Here is a 20458-nt window from a genome sequence, read left to right on the forward strand (position 1 = left end):
ACGCTCACTCACTCACCTAACACCATCCAACTGTCACGACCTTTTGTTTGATGATGTATTGGCCGTAGAGCGTGCGGGGAAAGAGCATGATGCGTTCACACAAACGCTACGTGACCAAGGTGTTGAAGTTTTACTGCTAACCGATCTATTAGCCGACACGCTAGCGGTTCCCGTCGCAAAAGAGTGGCTGCTTACTCAACAAGTATCGGATTACCGCCTTGGCAAAACATTTGCGAATGACGTGCGCTGCTACCTCAGCGATCTGCCAAACCTTGAATTGGCAAAAATCCTGACAGGTGGTTTGTCTTACGCTGAAATGCCAATGAAATCCTCTTCAATGATGCAAGGCTTGCATGCACCAACCGATTTCATCATTGAACCACTGCCAAACCATCTATTTACTCGCGATACGTCTTGCTGGGTATACGGTGGCGTGTCAATCAACCCGATGGCAAAACCTGCACGTCAACGTGAAACCAACCATGTGCGTGCGATTTACCGCTGGCATCCAAGCTTTGCGGGCCAAGACTTCATTAAATACTTCGGTGATGACGAGAGCATTAATTACGATAATTCAACCATTGAAGGTGGCGACGTTCTTGTGATTGGCAAAGGTGCGGTACTGATTGGTATGTCTGAGCGCACCACAGCACAAGGTGTTGAACACTTAGCTGCGGGCCTATTTAAACATGGCCAAGCGAAGCAAATCATTGCGATGGAACTACCAAAACACCGCTCTTGCATGCACTTAGATACCGTCATGACACACATGCGTGAAGACACCTTCTCTGTTTACCCAGAAGTAGTACGCAAAGATGTGAAATGCTGGAGCCTCACAGGCGATGAGTCTGGTGCCGTGAACGTCAAAGAAGAAGGTTACTTCGTGACCGCCATCGAAAAAGCACTTGGCGTTGACAAGCTCAACCTAATCACAACGGGCGGTGACAACTTCAACGCAGAACGTGAACAGTGGAACGATGCAAACAATGTCCTAACCGTCAAACCTGGCGTAGTGATTGGCTATGAAGGCAACACCTATACCAATGAAAAATACGACAAAGCAGGCATCACCGTTCTGTCTATTCCTGGTGACGAATTGGGTCGTGGCCGTGGCGGTGCACGCTGCATGAGCTGCCCAATTGAGCGTGACGGTATCTAGCCCTTAGGTTAATCAAATGGGTTGAGGCAAATTTCCTCTGCACGCCTCAACCCACCTTAGAAGAGATAGAATTATGAGCAAACAAACTGTTGTTGTTGCATTAGGTGGAAACGCGCTACTTCGTCGTGGTCAGCCATTAGAAGCAGATGTTCAACGTCGCAACATTGAAATTGCAGTCAAAACCATTTCCGAAATAGCCAAACACTATAACGTGGTGCTAGTGCATGGCAATGGCCCTCAAGTTGGCCTGCTGGCACTACAAGGTCTCGAATACAAAAAAGTAGCGCCGTACCCACTCGACGTATTGGGCAGTGAAACTCAAGGGATGATTGGCTACATGTTGATGCAAGAGTTCAAAAACATGCTGCCTGAACGCAACATTTCGTGCATGTTGACCCAAATGATGGTCGACCCGAAAGACCCTGCATTTGCCAACCCAACCAAACCGATTGGCCCAGTTTATCAAGAAGCAGAAGCGCGTGAATTGGCTGAGAAATACCACTGGACAGTCAAGCCCGACGGCCAATACTTCCGCCGTGTGGTTCCGAGCCCTCAACCGATAGGCATCGTCGAACATGATGCAATTTCCCAGCTTATCAGTGCTGGTCATTTAGTGATTTGCACCGGTGGTGGCGGTATTCCAGTCAAACGTGAAAATGGCAAATTAGTCGGTGTAGAAGCAGTGATCGACAAAGACATGTCTGCTGCCTTTCTTGCCAAACAATTGAACGCCGACGCGCTGCTCATTTTGACCGATGCTGACGCCGTTTACCTTGATTGGGGTAAACCAACCCAACATGCGCTGCGCAGCACAACGCCAAGCGAGCTTGCCAACTATCAATTTGATGCTGGTTCTATGGGGCCAAAAATTGAAGCCTCGTGCGAATTCATTCAACAAGGCGGGAAAGTCGTTGGGATCGGCGCGTTAGAAGATGGCCTACGCATCTTAGAAGGCACAGCAGGCACCAACATTACGCGTGACTAAAACATTGTTTTTAAATCTATTTTATAAACCGAATCTGTTTTTAACTTTAAACAAATATTAACGCTTTCTTCCCCCCTCTCACCAGAAGCAAGCGTTGCAAATGAGGAAAAGATCATGGCTTTTAACTTACGCAACCGTAACTTTCTAAAACTTCTTGATTTCACTCCACGCGAAATCCAGCACCTATTGGATCTATCACTTGAGCTGAAAAAAGCCAAATACAACGGTTATGAGCAGCCTCGTCTCAAAGGCAAAAACATTGCACTTATTTTTGAAAAAACCTCAACGCGCACTCGCTGTGCATTCGAAGTAGCAGCGTTTGACCAAGGTGCTCAAGTCTCCTACTTAGGCCCATCAGGTTCACAAATTGGCCACAAAGAGTCGATGAAAGATACCGCGCGCGTCTTAGGCCGCATGTATGACGGCATCGAATATCGCGGCTTTGGTCAAGAGATCGTTGAAGAGCTTGGTGCCTACGCTGGCGTACCAGTATGGAACGGCTTAACTGACGAATTCCACCCAACACAAATTTTGGCTGATTTCCTTACCATGATCGAACATGGCCGTGGCAAACGCCTCCATGAAATGAAATTTGCCTACCTCGGTGATGCACGCAACAACATGGGTAACTCCTTGATGGTGGGCGCTGCGAAAATGGGCATGGACATTCGCCTTGTTGCACCAAAAGCGTTCTGGCCAACCGAAGAATTAGTCGCGGAATGTCGCACTATTGCAAAGCAAACAGGCGCGAAAATTACGCTTACAGATGATGTTCAAGAAGGCGTTCAAGGCTGTGATTTCCTTTACACCGATGTTTGGGTATCGATGGGTGAAGCGAAAGAAGCATGGGCAGAGCGCATTGAATTGATGCTGCCTTACCAAGTGAACATGGCAATGCTAAAAGCCACTGGTAACCCACATGTGAAATTCATGCACTGCTTGCCTGCTTTCCACGGCGAAGATACCACCGTTGGCAAAGAGCTTGCGAAAAACTACCCAGTGCTTGCCAAAGGCGTTGAAGTGACCGATGAAGTGATTGAATCTGAGCATTCCATCGTGTTCGATGAAGCTGAAAACCGCATGCACACCATCAAAGCCGTGATGGTGGCCACCTTAGGTAACTAACTTAGGTAACGAATAGTAGATAATGAATGTAGGCGATGAATCGTCTACTTCATTTCTTTGATGTTGAATCGATGCGAGCTTGAATAAAGCTCGCATTTTTTTTCAGTCAATAACACTCACAAATCGCGCTTATGCTTTAGCTGTAAAAGCGTAGTAAATAACATCGAAATCAAGCTAATTTCGCATAAAAATCCATTTTCTGGATATTTTCCAAAGAGTATTGCCAGCGTGTTTTTTGTCCGTATAATCCTTCGCAATTTGTCTAAACGGAGCAGAAAATGAACCGCAGCACTCCCCATCAACGCCATCCATTACACCCGGCGCCGGTCGAGTTAGCTGTTTTGTTTTTCTGTTCTGAACGTTATTGAAGCCTCCTATTTTAGGGGGCTTTTTTTTAAGCAAAATTTCGCAAAGGCTAGTAGCCAAAGCGAACCATACAGAGGGAAGACACGTTATGGCGCATTCGTTATTTAACAAGCACATCATTTCCATTCCAGAACTGAGCCGCGCGGAACTGGAGCTGATTGTTGAAACTGCAACAAGGCTAAAAGCGGAACCAAACCCTGAACTTCTCAAAAATAAAGTAGTAGCAAGCTGCTTCTTTGAACCTTCTACACGTACCCGTTTGTCGTTTGAAACGGCAGTGCAGCGCCTAGGCGGCACAGTGATTGGTTTTGATAATGGCGGCAATACGTCACTTGCTAAGAAAGGGGAAACCTTAGCTGATTCGGTGCAAGTTATTTCCTCTTATGTCGATGCATTTGTCATGCGCCACCCACAAGAAGGCGCTGCACGTTTAGCCTCTGAGTTTTCCAACGGCGTCCCCGTAGTCAACGGTGGTGATGGAGCTAACCAGCATCCCACTCAAACCTTGCTCGATCTGTTTTCCATTTATGAAACGCAAGGTAGGCTCGATAACCTTAACGTCGCGTTCGTCGGCGACTTAAAATATGGCCGCACCGTCCATTCGCTCACCCAAGCCTTATCGAAATTCAACAATGTACGTTTCTTTTTTATCGCCCCAGAAGTGCTGGCGATGCCGGATTACATTTGCGAAGAACTCTCAGAGGCTGGCATTGCGTTTAGTTTGCACGCCAGCATTGAAGAGGTAGTGCCTGAACTGGATGTGCTGTACATGACGCGCGTACAAAAAGAGCGCTTTGATGCATCCGAATACGCACACATGAAATCGGCTTACATCTTAACCGCAGAAACATTAAAAGGAGCTCGCCACAATTTAAAAGTGCTGCACCCACTGCCTCGGGTCGATGAAATCACCACCGATGTCGATAAAACACCTTACGCCTACTATTTCCAACAAGCCGAAAACGGCGTTTATGCGCGTGAAGCTTTATTAGCCCTTGTTCTTAACCCAACCTTATAAGTAGGAGATAACATCATGGTAAAAGAGACCCAATTGCAAGTTGAAGCGATTCGTAACGGTAGCGTGATTGACCATATCCCTGCCAACCTTGGGATCAAAATTCTCTCTTTGTTTAAGTTAAATGAAACCAATCAACGTGTGACGATTGGCCTAAACCTACCCTCTTCTGCGTTAGGTAATAAAGATCTGATTAAAATAGAAAACCTTTATCTCACCAAAGAGCAAGCGAACCAATTAGCACTGTATGCCCCGAAAGCCACCGTCAATCAAATTGAAGAGTATAAAGTGGTCAACAAACTGACCCTCACTTTGCCAGAACGAATTGACAGCGTATTTCGTTGCCCAAACAGCAACTGCATCTCTCATGGCGAGCCTGTCGAGAGCCGCTTTAAAGTGCAGCTCAAACAAGAGAATGTGCATCTCAAATGCCACTATTGTGAGAAAGTATTCTCGCGCGAAATCATGACTGAACGTTGCTAAAACAGCACTAAGCGCGCATCCATCGCGTTTACAGCCCTGCCAGCCTCCAGCGTCCTAACTCGGCGCTGGACCAACTTACGAATCTTGCATATTTCCGTGCATATTATTCCATCAAATCAACATAAAACGCCAAAAATCAATCGGTAATCTAGTTTATTATTTGGTGATCCCCCGCAAAAAGCGACACATTGATTAATGTTAAGCTACAGGCATCAATAATAATCCCCCACCACTTATAGAGGGGAAAAGAGCAATGCTCAACCGTTGCGCCATTGGCGTTAAACATAACGTGAACTCACACTCTATGGCTTTGGGAGTGTGCTGGCATGGTAAGGATCACCGATACCCCAGACGCAGTAGCGTGTATAAAAGGAACCGCCCGTGAACAGAAAAATCCCCCACGGCGCAATGCAAACCGATGACAAAACGTTAGCTTCCGCTTGTAAAAAAATCCTACAACAACAAAGTTTTGCTAACCAAAATGAGCTACGACTCAGGCTAATAGAGCTCGGCTACGAGGGCATTAGCCAATCCACTGTGTCACGCTTGCTTTCCCAACTTGGTGTGGTGAAAGTGCAAAATGCGTGCGGCAAAAAAGTGTACTGCATTACGGTCGAAACCGCGCCAGTGCGTGTTGAGTCATCTATCGCCTCACAAATTGAGTTTATCACTCACAATCAATCCACTGTGGTGGTAAAAACTCATCCTGGAAGTGCTCAATTGGTCGCGCGATTGGTTGATATTGATCCCCACACTGAGATTTTAGGAACAGTCGGTGGTAATGACACTGTGCTTATTATTCCCAAAGACATCAATAATATTGAAGCGTGTGAAGCGGTGGTGAAAACTCGCCTAGGTGTAGCTTAACCCCCATCGCCCAGCCAAGTGAGGTCCACAACCTCACTTGGCTTTTCTCGCTTCACTGCCTCATCAGCGACGATTTTTCCATCACTGTGAAACTTATTGCGCCGAAAAGCGGTCTGATTGGGTTAAGATGACACTCACCTAATGAAGACTCGATTTTTGTATGCGCCTACTCTTTTCCTTTGTACTGCTAGCTCTGCTGACACTTTCCCAACCTGCGTTGGCGGTCTTCGGCAATGACAATCCATTCAATAGTGGTAACAACCTCGGTTTGGCCTCAGCCGACAATCAATTTGTCCCAGTTGACCAAGCGTTTCCTTTTCATGCCGAGCAGCAAGGTAAGCAGGTCTTCTTAGATTGGCAGGTCAAGCAGGGCTATTACCTCTACCAAGATCGGATCAGTATCAGCGCCGAAAATGCACAGCTTGGTGAAATCGAGATGCTCGATGGTCAGCCATATCACGATGAATTTTTTGGTGATGTAAAGATTTATACTGAGCCACTGTTTGTCGACATACCGCTCCTCAGTGCAGCAGCGAACGCCAAATTAATTATCCAGTACCAAGGGTGTGCAAAAGCGGGCTTTTGCTATCCACCAGAAACGCGAATTATCGACCTTCAAGCTGTGGCAAGCGATACTCGCTCTGACAACAACACGGCGGCCAATATGGCGAAAATCGAAACAGATTCGCCAAAAGCGCCCGTGACTGAACAAGACGGGCTAGCAAACCGCCTCGCCGATTCTTGGTGGACACCGCTGCTCTTTTTAGCACTTGGCGTTGGCCTCGCCTTTACCCCTTGTGTACTCCCGATGTACCCAATCCTCACCAGTATCGTGCTTGGTCGTGGTCAACTTTCACAACAGCGCGCGTTGATTTTGTCGTTTATTTACGTGCAAGGTATGGCGCTCACTTATACCGTACTTGGCCTAGTCGTCGCTTCGGCTGGGTTACAATTTCAAGCCGCGATGCAGCACCCTTATGTACTGATTGGCCTCAGTACCCTATTTGTGCTACTCGCCCTGTCGATGTTTGGCGTTTATACCTTACAACTGCCAAGCAAAGTGCAGACGTGGCTAAGCAGCCTGAGTAATAAGCAGCAAGGCGGGAACAGTCTTGGCGTGTTTGCCATGGGCGCGATTTCCGGTTTGGTTTGCTCACCGTGCACCACCGCGCCTCTTTCTGGCGCGCTGCTGTATGTCGCGCAAAGTGGCGACCTATTCACGGGGGCGATTGCACTGTATGCCTTAGCAATGGGCATGGGGATTCCACTGATTTTGGTCGCCGTATTTGGTAACAAACTACTCCCTAAAGCCGGTGGCTGGATGGAGAGAGTCAAAACACTATTTGGCTTTATTTTACTGGCTGCGCCGATCTTCTTACTTGAACGCTTATTGCCACCAATGTGGTCAACGGCGCTCTGGTCTGCGCTTGGGATCGCCGCGTTTGGTTGGCTCTATCATTGTAAAAACAGCTTGCCGTTTGGTGGCTGGAAACAGAGCATGGTTGGCATTATTGCGGTATTGGGTCTGTTTGCTTCAGCGCAACCTGCACTGGATGTGTGGTTTAAGCCAGAACAAACCAACCTAGCAAGCCGTAGCCATGTCGAGTTCATTCGGGTGAATAATATTGCTGAGCTCAACTTGCAGTTGAGCCAAGCCAAATTAGCAGGTAAACCCGTCATGCTCGATTTCTACGCCGACTGGTGCGTGGCGTGTAAAGAGTTTGAAAAATACACTTTCCATCAGCAAGAGGTCGCGCAGAAACTGCAAAACTTTGTGCTATTGCAAGCGGACGTCACCAAAAATCAGCCACAAGATATTGAGCTGCTCAAGGCGATGAACGTGCTAGGCTTACCGACGATTGAGTTTTGGAATGCGCAAGGTGAACGGGTTTCAAACGCACGTATCAGCGGTTTTATGCCAGCCGATCGCTTTTTAGCACACCTCATCGCCCACCAGCTTTAAGGTTTACCCGTTATTGCCGCCTGTTTGAGCAAGCCATTGCAACCGTCGGCAATAATGGCGCGTGAACGCCATCACTTCTTCTCGAACCGCTTGGCATGCACCACTCTCAGATCAGGCTCAGTCACTACTAAGTATCAGACAAAAAGTGGATACAGTTCAGACTTTTAGCGTATAAAGATTGTTCAGTGAGAAATCGCGGTCAATAATCGATTTAACGACATTGCTAAAAGTGTAAAACGTCATGGATTCGACCTACACCATCATCATTGCTGACGACCACCCTCTGTTTCGCAATGCGCTATTTCAATCAGTGCATATGGCGATAAGCGGTGCCAATTTATTGGAAGCGGATTCGCTAGATGCCCTGTTAGCCTTATTAACCAAACAGAGCGATGTGGATTTGCTGCTGTTGGATCTCAAAATGCCAGGCGCAAATGGGATGTCAGGGCTGATTCACTTGCGAGCCGAATACCCTGATTTACCGATTGTGGTGATTTCAGCCAGTGAAGAACCTTCAGTGGTGGCGCAAGTAAAAAGCCACGGTGCCTTTGGTTTTATTCCTAAATCGAGTGACATGCGCGCGCTGATCTCGGCGCTCAATCAAGTCCTAGCCGGTGACCCATTTTTCCCTGAAGGGCTAATTGCCAATCACGCCGCATGCAATGATTTAACCAAGAAAATTGCCGCCTTAACCCCGCAACAATACAAAGTATTAGGCATGCTCTCCGATGGGCTACTCAACAAACAAATCGCCTATGAGCTTAATGTTTCTGAGGCGACCATCAAAGCACATATGACGGCTATTTTCCGTAAACTTGGGGTGAAAAACCGCACTCAAGCAGTAATTTTACTTAATGAGTTGGGCGAGTAGTCGGCTACTCGCTCGCTTCATCTAACGTCTCTTCTAAAGGTAATCGCAAACCGACTTTGGTTGCTTGCCAATCGGCCACGTCCGCTACGACCAGATACAGACCTTGCCATTCAAAATGGTCACCCAGTACTTGTGTGGCTCCGAGCTCTTGGATCAGCAAATCGTTGAGCGTCATCTCTTGATTGAGGTGCTCAATCGTCAAACCATAATAGGCAGCAACGTCAACGAGTTTTGCATCCACATCCAAAAAGAAGTCACCAAAGAAGCGCTCTAACGAGGCTTTTTCTGGCGCTTCACTGAATAGGTTGCTCAGTGATTCGAGATCTTTCTCCTGTGCTAACACGCACAAGACATCGCCCTCTTGCAACTTGGTGCTGCCCGATGGGTGAAGCAGTTGCTCGTTACGAAACACAGCGGTAATACGTGTTCCTTCAGGCATAGAGAGATTGCGTAATGGCTCACCAATACACCATTTATCTTGTTTGAGTTTATAGACCAACATTTCCCATTCGCTGCACGGGTATATCTCAACACCGGTACGTGAAATTGGCTCAGGTTTGGGCGGTAGTTCAACGCGAGCCAAAGCGGCCGCTTTCATCAAGGTTCCCCCTTGTACCACTAGCGACACCATCACCACGAAGAAGGCTAAGTTGAAATAGAGCTGCGCATTCGGTAAACCGGCCATCATTGGGAAAACCGCTAAAATAATGGGTACAGCGCCGCGCAATCCAACCCAAGAGATAAACCACTTTTCACGCGCAGTAAATGCTTTGAATGGCAATAAACCAATCCATACAGAAATGGGGCGCGCAAACAAAATCATACCAAAGGCGAGCGCAAAGCCGGGCACCGCAATGGTCAGCAATTCAGAAGGTGTGACCAATAACCCAAGCACCAAGAACATACCAATTTGGCTAAGCCACGTCATCCCATCCAGTACGTTCAAAATGGAATAGCGGCAACGAGTCGGTTTATTGCCCAGCAATAAACCCGTCAAGTAGATGGATAAAATACCACTGCCGCCGAGTGAATTGGACAGCGCAAAGATAATCAAACCGCCACTGATGGCCAAAATGGAGTAGAGCCCTTCTGGAAGTTGATTGCTATTAATCAGCTTCCAGAGCAGCCAACCTCCGGCTAATCCAAATAAAGCCCCGAGGCCAAATTGCTGGATAAAACTCAGCAGCAAGAATCCTGCGCTGAGATCATCGCCTTGGCTACCCAGAACCGCAATTAATGTCACGGTTAAAAACACCGCCATTGGATCGTTAGTGCCCGATTCAATCTCTAACGTTGAACCGACGCGCTCATTCAAGCTTCTCCCTTTAAGCAGGGAAAAAACCGCCGCCGCATCGGTTGAACCAACAATCGCTCCCACCAAAATACCTTGCAGCAATTCCAAATTAAACAGCCACGCCGCCATCAAGCCGGTGAGAATGGTGGTGATCGCCACCCCAAACGTCGCTAACGAAACTGACGGCCAAAAGGCAATCCGAAAACTGGCAACACGGGTACGCATGCCGCCATCCAATAAGATGATGGCAAGCGCTAAGTTACTGACTAAATAAGCAATCGGATAATTATCAAATAAGATGCCACCGGGGCCATCCTCCCCAGCCAACATACCCACCAATAAAAAAACGAGCAGAATAGGAATTCCTAACTTAGAAGAGACTGGACTTAACAACACACTTAATGCAATCAGCAAAGCACCTACGAGAAAAAAACCATTGATAGCGATTGCATCCATATTCCTTCCTTATTGATTTAATTATTATTGATTGAATAACCAACATAAATTCGCGTTCCATTGTGCCTTAGTTTAATCCGTTTTTAAGACAACTTTATGTAAACATTGATCGTTTTTATCGCGGCATGAATAACCAACCACATAAAAAATCGTTAACTCACCATGAGCGATTTTCCAATCAAGAGCTTATGATCTTATACTTTTGGCTAATTTAACATTTATTCAACATAAGAAAGACCTTCTAAATTGAGGTATTTCATTTAGTTACAATGAATTGGAAAAAACAACCTCCCGACTAAAGTTGCACAGACCCACCACCCTTTCACTGCTATCTTAATTTCGTAACATTAAATTAACACTACGATATAAAAACCGAAGGAGAAGGTCATGGCGTTCCAATCAACCGAACATGCTCAAGCCTACTGGAAGGAAAACTTGGGAATTATGGGCTCACTGCTGGCAGTGTGGTTCTTGGTATCATATGGTGCAGGCGTTCTTTTCGTCGACGCACTTAATACGATTCATTTAGGCGGGTTCAAACTAGGGTTCTGGTTCGCACAACAAGGGTCCATCTATACCTTTGTCGCCTTGATCTTTATTTACGTTGTGCGCATGAATGCGCTCGACAAGAAATACAACGTGCAGGAAGACTAAGAGGTTTACGAAATGGATATTCAAACTTGGACGTTTATTCTGGTCGGTATTACGTTTGCACTCTATATCGGCATTGCCATTTGGGCCCGTGCAGGATCGACCAGTGAATTCTATGTTGCTGGCGGTGGTGTTCACCCTGTTGCCAACGGCATGGCAACCGCAGCGGACTGGATGTCAGCCGCTTCATTTATCTCAATGGCGGGTATCATCTCGTTCATTGGCTATGATGGTACCGTGTACTTGATGGGCTGGACAGGCGGCTATGTGTTATTGGCACTTTGCCTTGCACCTTACTTGCGTAAATTTGGCCAGTTCACCGTGCCAGATTTTATCGGTGAGCGATACTACTCAAAGACCGCGCGTATGGTGGCGGTATTTTGCGCCATCTTTATCTCGTTTACTTATGTTGCGGGGCAAATGCGCGGCGTCGGAGTGGTATTCTCTCGCTTCCTCGAAGTGGATATTAACGTTGGTATCGTCATCGGTATGGGGATCGTGTTTTTCTATGCGGTACTCGGTGGCATGAAAGGCATCACTTATACGCAAGTTGCACAGTTCTGCGTGCTCATTTTCGCCTTCCTTGTTCCCGCCATTTTCACCTCGATCATGATGACAGGTAACCCTCTGCCACAAATTGGTATGGGCTCAACCATTACCGGTACCGATGTTTACCTACTCGATAAACTCGATGGCTTAACTCAAGAGCTCGGCTTCACCGCCTATACCGAAGGCAACAAGAGCAAGGTTGACGTGTTCTTTATCTGCGCAGCCTTGATGGTGGGTACTGCTGGTCTTCCTCACGTCATTATTCGCTTCTTCACTGTGCCTAAAGTGCGTGATGCGCGTATCTCAGCAGGTTGGGCATTGCTGTTCATCTCTTTGCTATACACCACAGCGCCAGGTGTTGCCGCTTTTGCTCGCGTGAACATGATTGAGACCATTAATGGCCCAGACATGCAAGGCGTACCCGCAACAGACGCGCCTACTTGGTTTAAGAACTGGGAGAATACTGGCCTTGTAAGCTGGAAAGATAAGAACAATGACGGTCGTATGTTCTATTCTGGCGATGAGCGCAACGAGATGAACATTAACCGTGACATCATCGTATTGGCGTCTCCTGAACTGGCAAAACTGCCAAACTGGGTGGTTGGCTTGCTCGCAGCTGGGGGTTTAGCTGCTGCGCTTTCGACAGCTGCAGGTCTTTTATTGGTTATCTCGACGTCAATTTCTCACGACTTATTGAAGAAAGGCTTCAAACCAAACATGACCGATAAACAAGAGCTGTTAGCCGCACGCTTAGCCGCCATCATTGCGATTGTGGGTGCTGGTTACCTAGGCATTAACCCACCGGGTTTTGTGGCTCAGGTGGTAGCGTTTGCCTTCGGCTTGGCAGCCGCCTCCTTCTTCCCGGCCATTATTTTGGGCATCTTCTACAAGAAGATGAATAAAGAAGGCGCGATCGCGGGCATGGTCGCAGGGATTATCTTTACTGCAACCTACATCATCTACTTCAAATTCATTAACCCGGCAGCCAGCACGCCAGATAACTGGTTGTTTGGTATCAGCCCTGAAGGCATTGGTACGTTAGGTATGTGTTTGAACTTCGTGGTATCGATTGTGGTGAATAAATTTACCGCAGAAGTTCCAACCGAAGTGCAAGAAATGGTGGAGTCAATCCGCTTCCCGAAAGGCGCGGGGCAAGCTCACGACCACTAATCTTCACCTGCGAGCGTCATGCTCGATGTTCGCTCCGCAGTGAAGTGTGATAACAACCATAAAGCCGATGCCCACGCATCGGCTTTATGCTGCATGCTTAATTAACTCGATTCAACAGCGCGCGCAGTTTGAGTGGTTTTATTGGTTTGGGAATAAAGCTAAAGCCATTGGATTTAATCGCATCCATCATCTCTTCAGTGCGATCAGCGCTGATGATGACCCCTTCAAAGCTATCTCCAAGCCGCAAGCGACACTGCTGCAACACTTCTAAACCAGTGCGACCATTATCTAAGCGGTAATCCGACAAAATAACATCAGGCAACCAATTGTTTTCTAATGCTTTCAGGCTTTGCAGTAAGTCCGCTGCTACTTTGACATCACACCCCCACCTTGCGAGCAGATCGTTCATGCCGACTAAAATATCAGCTTCGTTGTCCACACACAGTACGCGCAGATGATTGAGATCAGATGGCATACCTTGCTCTATCGCCAGGGTCGGAGCCTGTTTGACAGGTTCAGATCGCGTCAAAGAGAGCGAAAACACGCTGCCTTTTCCATGCCAAGAGCGCATCGAAATTTCATGACCCAGCACATATGCAATGCCTTTTGAAATCGCTAAACCGAGCCCCAAACCTTGGTCAGAACGGACTTGACTACCACGGTTAAACTCTTCGAAGATTTCTTGCTGCTTATCTTGCTCGATACCAATGCCATTATCCCAAACATCAATCCTGACCTGATCTCGCACTCGGCGTACACCCAGCACCACTTTACCTTTAGGGTTGTAGCGAAACGCGTTAGTGAGAAAGTTTTGTACCACGCGACGTAATAATTTAGGGTCAGACATCACATAGAGCGAGGATGGGATCACTTTAAAATCAATCCCTTGCTGCTTAGCTAAGGCGCTAAATTCAGCGTTAAGATTCGAAAATACATCATTAATAGCAAAGCTATGAGAATGCACATCGAGCTTGCCGGACTCTAAACGTGAAATATCCAGCAAATCACCAATCAGATCTTCAGCCGCGCCCAGAGCACTCTCTATATAACCCGCCAACGTTTTCACTTCCGTCTCTTTGGCCACCTCCGAGAGCGAAGAGGCAAACAGGCGCGCAGCGTTCAACGGCTGCATTAAATCGTGGCTGACAGCGGCCAAAAAGCGCGATTTTGATTGCGATTCTTGGTCTGATTTTTGAGTTGCCGCCACCAAGCGTTTGTTGAGGGTTTCAAGCTCTAGGGTTCGTTGGTGCACGCGCTCTTCCAAGGTTTCATTGGCCTCTTTTAATGCCTGCTCCGCTTCGCGAAAAACGGTGATGTCGCTAAAGCTCATCACAAACCCGCCGCCCGGCATCGGGTTCCCTTGCACTTCAATAACTCGTCCATCAGGACGAATACGCGCCGAGGTGTGTCTGGTTCCTTGCTCAAGGTGATACACCCGCCGCCGCACGTGATCCTCAGGGTCACCAGGGCCGCATAATCCGTGTTGCGCGTTGTGCCGTATCACATCCGCAATCGGCCGCCCCACTTGAATCAGCCCAGCGGGAAACTCAAACAGTTCGAGATAGCGTTGATTCCACGCCACCAGCCGTAGCTTTTTATCGACCACGGTAATTCCTTGACCAATATGCTCAATGGCCCCTTGTAATAAGCCGCGACTAAAGTCGTACAGTTCGGATGCTTCATCAACAATGGTCGCCACTTCCTCAAGTTGCATGTTACGCCCTTGCAGCGCAGAAGTGAGCACCAATTTGGCCGAAGAAGCACCAAACACCCCCGCCAGCACTCTTTCTGTATGGCGGATTAAGGTAGATGGCGCTTGTTGATTAGGTAGTAACGTCTCTCTCTGCTGGCTCCAATATTGGCGAAAGGCAGTGCGAACGCGAGTGCGCCCTACAAAACGAGCGGCCAACATTTCAAGCTCAGCCACTGTCACGCGGCTTTGATACAAGCTGAGATTCTCACTCTCAGGCAGCGGCGTACCGACAAAAGAGGCCGATTGCAAACGCTCACTCAAACTCGGACGAGTCACCATAGAGACAACAACGTAGCAGAATGTGTTGAGAGCAACACTGAGCATCATGCCCCAATCTGAGTTTTTCAGCCCCATCTGCACCAACCAATCCGGCGGGGTGATCATCCATAACAGAACGTTAGTTTGTGCATCGCCCGCCAGCATGTCGGTTTGGCTCATTAAGGTTACTAGCCACACAGTAAAACCGACCGCCAATCCAACATAAACGCCTTTGCGGTTGCCTTCACGCCAGTACATGCCACCAATCAATGAAGGGGCAAATTGGGTAATCGCCGCAAATGAGAGAAAACCGATCGCCGATAAAGAACCAATCGCATCCAACGCCTGATAAAAGCCCCAAGCACCAAGCAGCAGCAACAGAATCAACCCGCGACGGATGTTGAGCAACAACCCAGATAAATGACGGTAGTTGCGCTGAGTTAAGCGCATGCGGCGCAGCAGAAGCGGCATCACCAAATCATTAGAAACCATGATCGCCAATGCAATGGTCGAGACAATCACCATGCCGCTGGCCGCTGATGTGCCACCTAAAAACGCCAGTAACGCTATCTGCTCGGCGCCCACCGACATAGGCACGCTGAGTACATAAGTATCGGCAGGGCTGCCGCTTAGCAAACTTTGCCCAACCCATGCAATAGGTAGAACAAATAACCCCATCAAAGTCAGGTAAAGAGGAAATAACCAGCGCGCCGTGTGTAGATCTTGCGCGCGTTCATTTTCTACCACCATGGTATGAAACTGACGCGGTAAGCAGATGATCGCCATCATGGTTAATACGGTGTGGATCAACAGCGTTGGCCAGTTGGGCGCTTGATACGTCTGCTGAGCAATCGCACTTAGATCAACCGTTTCACGGCTTGAAGCCAGATAAATGATGAAACCGCCCACGGTTAAAAAAGCGACCAATTTAACAATCGATTCAAATGCAATCGCCATCATCATGCCGCGGTGGTGCTCGGTGTTATCAATATGCCGTGTACCAAACAGCATAGTAAATAGCGCTAAAGCCGCGACCACAAACCACGAGACGTGATAATTCTGATAACCAAATTGGGTAGCGAGGTTGGGGGCGACAATCTCAAGCCCCATAGTGATGCCGCGCAGTTGCAAGGCGATGTAAGGTAAAATGCCCACCACGGCAATCAAAGTTACGGTTACCGCTAATCCTTGCGATTTTCCGTAGCGAGCAGCAATAAAATCGGCGATGGAGGTAATATGTTCGCGCTTCGCAATCAAAATCAGCCGCGCCAACATACGCCAGCCAAGGGTAAACACTAAAATAGGCGCAATGTAGATAGGCAGAAATGACCAAGGGTTGCTAGCCGCTTGACCCACAGTGCCGTAAAAAGTCCAAGAGGTGCAATAGACCGCGATCGATAAGCTGTAGATCCACGGTCGCCATTTCGCCAGCCATTGGCTTTGCCTATCACCATACCAAGCGACGAGAAACAGCACGCCTAAGTAAGCGAGCGAAACGGGAACGACGATCCATCCTTGCATTTGATATCCTTATCGGTTCAAAAAAGCCTCTTCAAAGAAGAGGCTTCATTTAACTAAGGATAATTTTTAATCTCAATCAGTTAAGGTTAATTCTGTGCTTCAGGCGCCGCTTTCATTACCTCAGTACCTGACTCATTGGATGATGTGGGTTCGACTTTAATCAACAGCGCCAAAATGCCCATTGCCGCCATCGCCCAAAATACATTCGCGCCCCAGCGTTCATAACCCCAGCCACTCAAGGTAGTCATCAACGCAATAAATGCCCCAAGTGGAATGGCGTTATACAGCGCTTGCATAGCCACCATTTTGCTTTGCGGTGCGTGCTGAATGTATTGAATCGCCGCTATATGCGCCATCGCAAACGTCACCCCATGCAGCAGTTGAATCGTCCCTAGCGCAAGCAGCGCGGTGGTCGACGCCATTAAGGTCCAGCGCACCACAACCCCGATCGACGCGGCAACAAATAGTGTGCGTAGTGACCACCCTGAAAAAAGGCGTTTGCTGAGCGCAAATACCGCCACTTCAGCGGCAACCCCAAGGCTCCATAAATAGCCAATCAGCTCTTCCGAATGCCCCGCCGCTTTCCAGTGAATCGAACTGAAACTGTAATACGCCGCGTGACTGCCCTGTATTAGCGCCGCTAAAATCAAGAATTTTATCACTGGCCACTCACGCAATAACTGCGTCAGTTTCGGCCGGACGGCATGTGCATCACCAACCGTCACGGGCATTGGGTTGGGATTGCGCAAGCTAATCAGTAGCGAAACAAATACCCCAGCCAAGGCAGTGTAGAGGATCATGTCCGAACCATAACGTGCCACAAGTACGCCAACCACAGTAGAGCCGGCGATAAAAGCTACCGACCCCCATAAGCGAGTGCGACCATAATCGAGCATTTTTAAGCGTGCATAATAGTTAGCCATCGCATCGGATAGCGGCACCACGGGGCCACAGCAAAGGTTAAACAACACAGTAGCTAACGCCATCAGCCAGAAACTGCCGCCCGTAAAGAAGTGAAAACCAATAAATAAAAACGCCGCCAAACTTAACCAACGCAGTGCTGGTAGAAGAAGCTCGGCCTTATGGATACGCGGCGTAATCACCAAATTAGCGACGCAACGCGTAGCAAAGCCCATACCGATTAATACGCCGATATCGGTTGCTGATACGCCTTGGTTTTCAAACCACAGCGCCCAAAATGGCAAATAGACGCCATACGCAAAGAAGAAACCAATAAAGTACTGCGATATCCAACCATATGGAGAGGGGTTAAGCATGATTCATCCTGAACAAAACGAGGGAGAGAAAACGGCCGTATTATGCAGGCAGTTTAAGATTCTAAAAAGGGAAGTTTACTGATAAATCTGTTTCCTTATTCACAACCTTGCGGGTCATATCACTCATTAGACCAAAGTCGTCTGGAGGTAGTGGCGATTTTTGTCACACTTAGATAGGAATTTCTTCTGAGTGACGATCGTTATGCCTGACAAATTCAACATGCAGTCACCGCCCTTTGACCGCTTAACACCGCCGCAGCAACAGCGACTTCGCTCATCCTTGGATGTGGCGTATTTTCGTAGCAACGATCTGCTGCAGGCCAGTGACAGACCCAGCGTGTATCTACACGTACTGATCAAAGGCGCGGTCGAAGAACGCTCGCCAGATGGCAAAGAGATTTTTGCTCACTACGCCAACGATGACATGTTTGATGTACGCGCACTGTTTGAAGAAAAAGCCAAGCATCAGTACGTGGCGCTGGAAGACACCTTGAGCTATCTGCTGCCGAAAGCCGTCTTTCTCGAACTGTATAATGACAACGGTCAGTTCGCCGCCTACTTCGACAATAACCTCGCCAAACGCCAAGCTCTGCTTGATGTGGCGCATCAGCAGAAGAATTTAGCCGAATTTATTTTAACTAAGGTGGATGACTCGATTTACCATCCACCGATGATTTTAAGCCCAGATCAACCGCTCAACCAAGTGACCCAGCAATTACGCGATAACGGAGTTGATGCGGCCTTAGTTCGTCTTGCCGAGCATGATCAACGCTTAATCGAAAACCCCAGTGCACACCCCTATGCTATCGTCACACGCACCAATATGCTGCATTCCGTCATGCTCGATAACCACCCGCTCGATACCCCTGTTGGGGAAATTGCTACCTTTCCTGTGCTGCACATCAACGATGGCGATTTTCTGTTTAATGCGATGATCGCCATGACGCGCAACCGCATAAAACGAGTGATGGTGTGTGATGGCCATCAAGCGGTTGGCATGCTGGACATGACACAAATTCTCAGTGCTTTCTCCACTCATTCTCACGTGCTGACGTTAAGTATTGCTCGCGCTAACTGCGTAGAAGAGTTAGCTCTCGCCTCCAACAAACAGCGGCAACTGGTTGAAAGCCTAATCAACAATGGCATTCGCACTCGTTTTATTATGGAGCTGATTTCAGCGGTCAATGAACAGATCATCGAAAAAGCCTTTCAGTTGGTTGTGCCGCCCGCGCTGCATGATCACTGCTGCTTGATCGTACTCGGCTCCGAAGGCCGTGGAGAGCAGATCCTCAAAACCGACCAAGATAACGCGCTGATCATCAAAGATGGCTTGCAGTGGCATCAAATGGGTGTGGTCATGGACACGCTCATCCACACCTTACAGCAGCTCGGCTATCCGCTTTGTCCGGGCAATGTGATGGTCAATAATCCCAAATGGGTTAAAAGCCAAACTGAGTGGAAAACCACGCTTAGCCAATGGGTGAAAGCGGCCAAACCCGAGCAAGTGATGGACATTGCGATCATGGCCGACGCGCACGCTGTCGCGGGCAACAAACACTTATTGGCCCCTATTAAACAGCACTTGAGCCATTTAATGGCCGACCAAGAATTGATTTTGATGGAGTTTACTCGCCCCGCGCTGAGCTTTTCTGTGCCACTCACGCTGTTTGGCACCGTAAAACACTCCAAATCTGGCTTAGATATTAAACAAGGTGGCATTTTCCCGATTGTGCATGGCATTCGCGCCCTAAGCCTTGAACATCAAGTTCAACAAAACAACACCTTTGAACGCATCGAGGCGCTAGTAGAGCAACGGGTTTTGGAAAAAGAAACCGCCGATAATCTCAGTGAAGCGCTCAAACAGTTCTTTAAATTGCGCTTAGCTCAGCAACTGAGCAATCAACACAGCACCAATAAACTCGATTTAAAACAGCTCGACCGAACCGAGCGTGACCTGCTCAGGCACAGTTTACACGTGGTGAAAAAATTCAAGCAGTGGCTTGGCTATCACTATCAAATTCGCGAATAGTGGAGGCGAACAATTGAATTGGTTTACACGCCATTATTGGTTTCACAAGCTGAAAGACTCGCCTTATCAGCCGTTGTTTGCGACGCCGATGCAAGGGGAATATGTGTCGCTCGATTGCGAAACCACCAGCCTTGACCCGAATCGCGCCGAGTTAGTGACGATTGCCGCCACCAAAATCATCGACAACCGCATTTTAACCAGCCAGCCATTTGAAGTGCGTTTGAGCGCGCCACAATCGCTCGACTCGGGTTCAGTCAAAATCCACAAAATTCGCCATCAAGATCTGGTCGATGGCATCGACGAGCAAGAGGCCATCACTCACCTATTAGACTTTATCGGCAACCGACCTTTAGTGGGCTACCACATTCGCTATGACAAAAAAATCCTCGACCTCGCTTGTCGGCGACATTTAGGCTTTCCACTGCCTAATGCTCTCATCGAGGTAAGTCAGATCTATCATGATCAGTTAGAGAGAATGCTGCCGAACGCGTACATCGACCTCAGCTTAGAGGCGATTTGTCGCCATCTCGACTTGCCGATGCAGGATAAACACGACGCGCTGCAAGATGCCATCGCCGCGGCATTAGTGTTTGTGCGCTTGACCAAAGGTGATCTGCCTCCCTTTGTTGCACCTTACTCGCGCTAGCACTTACCCCACACTCATCC

At 48.2% G+C, this 20458-nt stretch carries 15 protein-coding genes; 12 read left to right on the top strand and 3 right to left on the bottom strand.

From position 1 onward, the window contains the following. The 8 genes from arcA to B9J84_RS09120 form a co-directional block, all read left to right on the top strand. Nucleotides 1-1159, top strand: a 1159-nt coding sequence (gene arcA, locus B9J84_RS09080) for an arginine deiminase (protein ID WP_404206713.1), incomplete at its 5' end; no start/stop codon positions are given. A gap of 73 nt (nt 1160-1232) precedes the next feature. Then, on the top strand, nt 1233-2144 hold the full coding sequence (arcC, locus tag B9J84_RS09085; RefSeq protein WP_013855827.1) for a carbamate kinase: 912 nt from the start codon (nt 1233-1235) through the stop codon (nt 2142-2144). 114 nt (nt 2145-2258) lie between these two features. Beyond that, on the top strand, nt 2259-3269 hold the full coding sequence (locus tag B9J84_RS09090; protein WP_013855826.1) for an ornithine carbamoyltransferase: 1011 nt from the start codon (nt 2259-2261) through the stop codon (nt 3267-3269). A gap of 454 nt (nt 3270-3723) precedes the next feature. Next, a complete protein-coding gene (pyrB, locus tag B9J84_RS09100) occupies nt 3724-4653 on the top strand; it encodes an aspartate carbamoyltransferase (protein WP_094123991.1) in 930 nt (309 codons plus the stop codon). Between the two features lie 15 nt (nt 4654-4668). Continuing rightward, complete coding sequence (pyrI, locus tag B9J84_RS09105; protein ID WP_017042201.1) at nt 4669-5133, top strand: aspartate carbamoyltransferase regulatory subunit; 465 nt, start codon at nt 4669-4671, stop codon at nt 5131-5133. Between the two features lie 408 nt (nt 5134-5541). Further along, nucleotides 5542-6000 carry an arginine repressor gene (locus B9J84_RS09110; protein ID WP_088718009.1) on the top strand — a complete coding sequence of 153 codons (459 nt, stop codon included), beginning with the start codon at nt 5542-5544 and terminating at the stop codon, nt 5998-6000. Nucleotides 6001-6160: 160 nt separating this feature from the next. After that, nucleotides 6161-7963 carry a protein-disulfide reductase DsbD gene (locus B9J84_RS09115; protein ID WP_094123992.1) on the top strand — a complete coding sequence of 601 codons (1803 nt, stop codon included), beginning with the start codon at nt 6161-6163 and terminating at the stop codon, nt 7961-7963. A 241-nt stretch (nt 7964-8204) separates the two neighbouring features. Next, nucleotides 8205-8834, top strand: a complete 630-nt coding sequence (locus tag B9J84_RS09120; RefSeq protein ID WP_013855820.1) for a response regulator transcription factor — start codon at nt 8205-8207, stop codon at nt 8832-8834. Between the two features lie 4 nt (nt 8835-8838). Here the strand turns inward: B9J84_RS09120 and B9J84_RS09125 are convergent, their stop codons facing one another. Continuing rightward, the gene (locus tag B9J84_RS09125) at nt 8839-10584 is read right to left on the bottom strand and encodes a potassium/proton antiporter (protein ID WP_094123993.1); all 1746 of its coding nucleotides are present in this window, start codon (nt 10582-10584) and stop codon (nt 8839-8841) included. A 387-nt stretch (nt 10585-10971) separates the two neighbouring features. Here B9J84_RS09125 and B9J84_RS09130 point away from each other — a divergent pair, with 387 nt between their 5' ends. Further along, on the top strand, nt 10972-11238 hold the full coding sequence (locus tag B9J84_RS09130) for a DUF4212 domain-containing protein (RefSeq protein WP_013855818.1): 267 nt from the start codon (nt 10972-10974) through the stop codon (nt 11236-11238). A gap of 12 nt (nt 11239-11250) precedes the next feature. After that, entirely contained in the window at nt 11251-12954 is a 1704-nt protein-coding gene (locus B9J84_RS09135) for a sodium:solute symporter family protein (protein WP_017048884.1), read from the top strand. 97 nt (nt 12955-13051) lie between these two features. Here the strand turns inward: B9J84_RS09135 and B9J84_RS09140 are convergent, their stop codons facing one another. Both B9J84_RS09140 and B9J84_RS09145 read right to left on the bottom strand, forming a co-directional pair. Next, nucleotides 13052-16486 (bottom strand): PAS-domain containing protein, encoded by a 3435-nt coding sequence (locus B9J84_RS09140; RefSeq protein ID WP_094123994.1) that lies wholly within the window; start codon nt 16484-16486, stop codon nt 13052-13054. A gap of 86 nt (nt 16487-16572) precedes the next feature. Then, nucleotides 16573-17763, bottom strand: a complete 1191-nt coding sequence (locus tag B9J84_RS09145) for a 3-phenylpropionate MFS transporter (RefSeq protein WP_094123995.1) — start codon at nt 17761-17763, stop codon at nt 16573-16575. Nucleotides 17764-17965: 202 nt separating this feature from the next. On the opposite strand from B9J84_RS09145, the gene B9J84_RS09150 reads away from it, so the two are divergent. Further along, nucleotides 17966-19792: a DUF294 nucleotidyltransferase-like domain-containing protein gene (locus B9J84_RS09150; RefSeq protein ID WP_094123997.1), complete on the top strand. Its 1827-nt coding sequence runs from the start codon at nt 17966-17968 to the stop codon at nt 19790-19792. 13 nt (nt 19793-19805) lie between these two features. Continuing rightward, on the top strand, nt 19806-20438 hold the full coding sequence (locus tag B9J84_RS09155) for a 3'-5' exonuclease (RefSeq protein ID WP_026027882.1): 633 nt from the start codon (nt 19806-19808) through the stop codon (nt 20436-20438). Nucleotides 20439-20458 lie beyond the last annotated feature (20 nt).

The sequence above is a fragment of the Vibrio sp. V03_P4A6T147 genome, from assembly GCF_002241085.1.
Lineage (GTDB): Bacteria > Pseudomonadota > Gammaproteobacteria > Enterobacterales > Vibrionaceae > Vibrio > Vibrio anguillarum.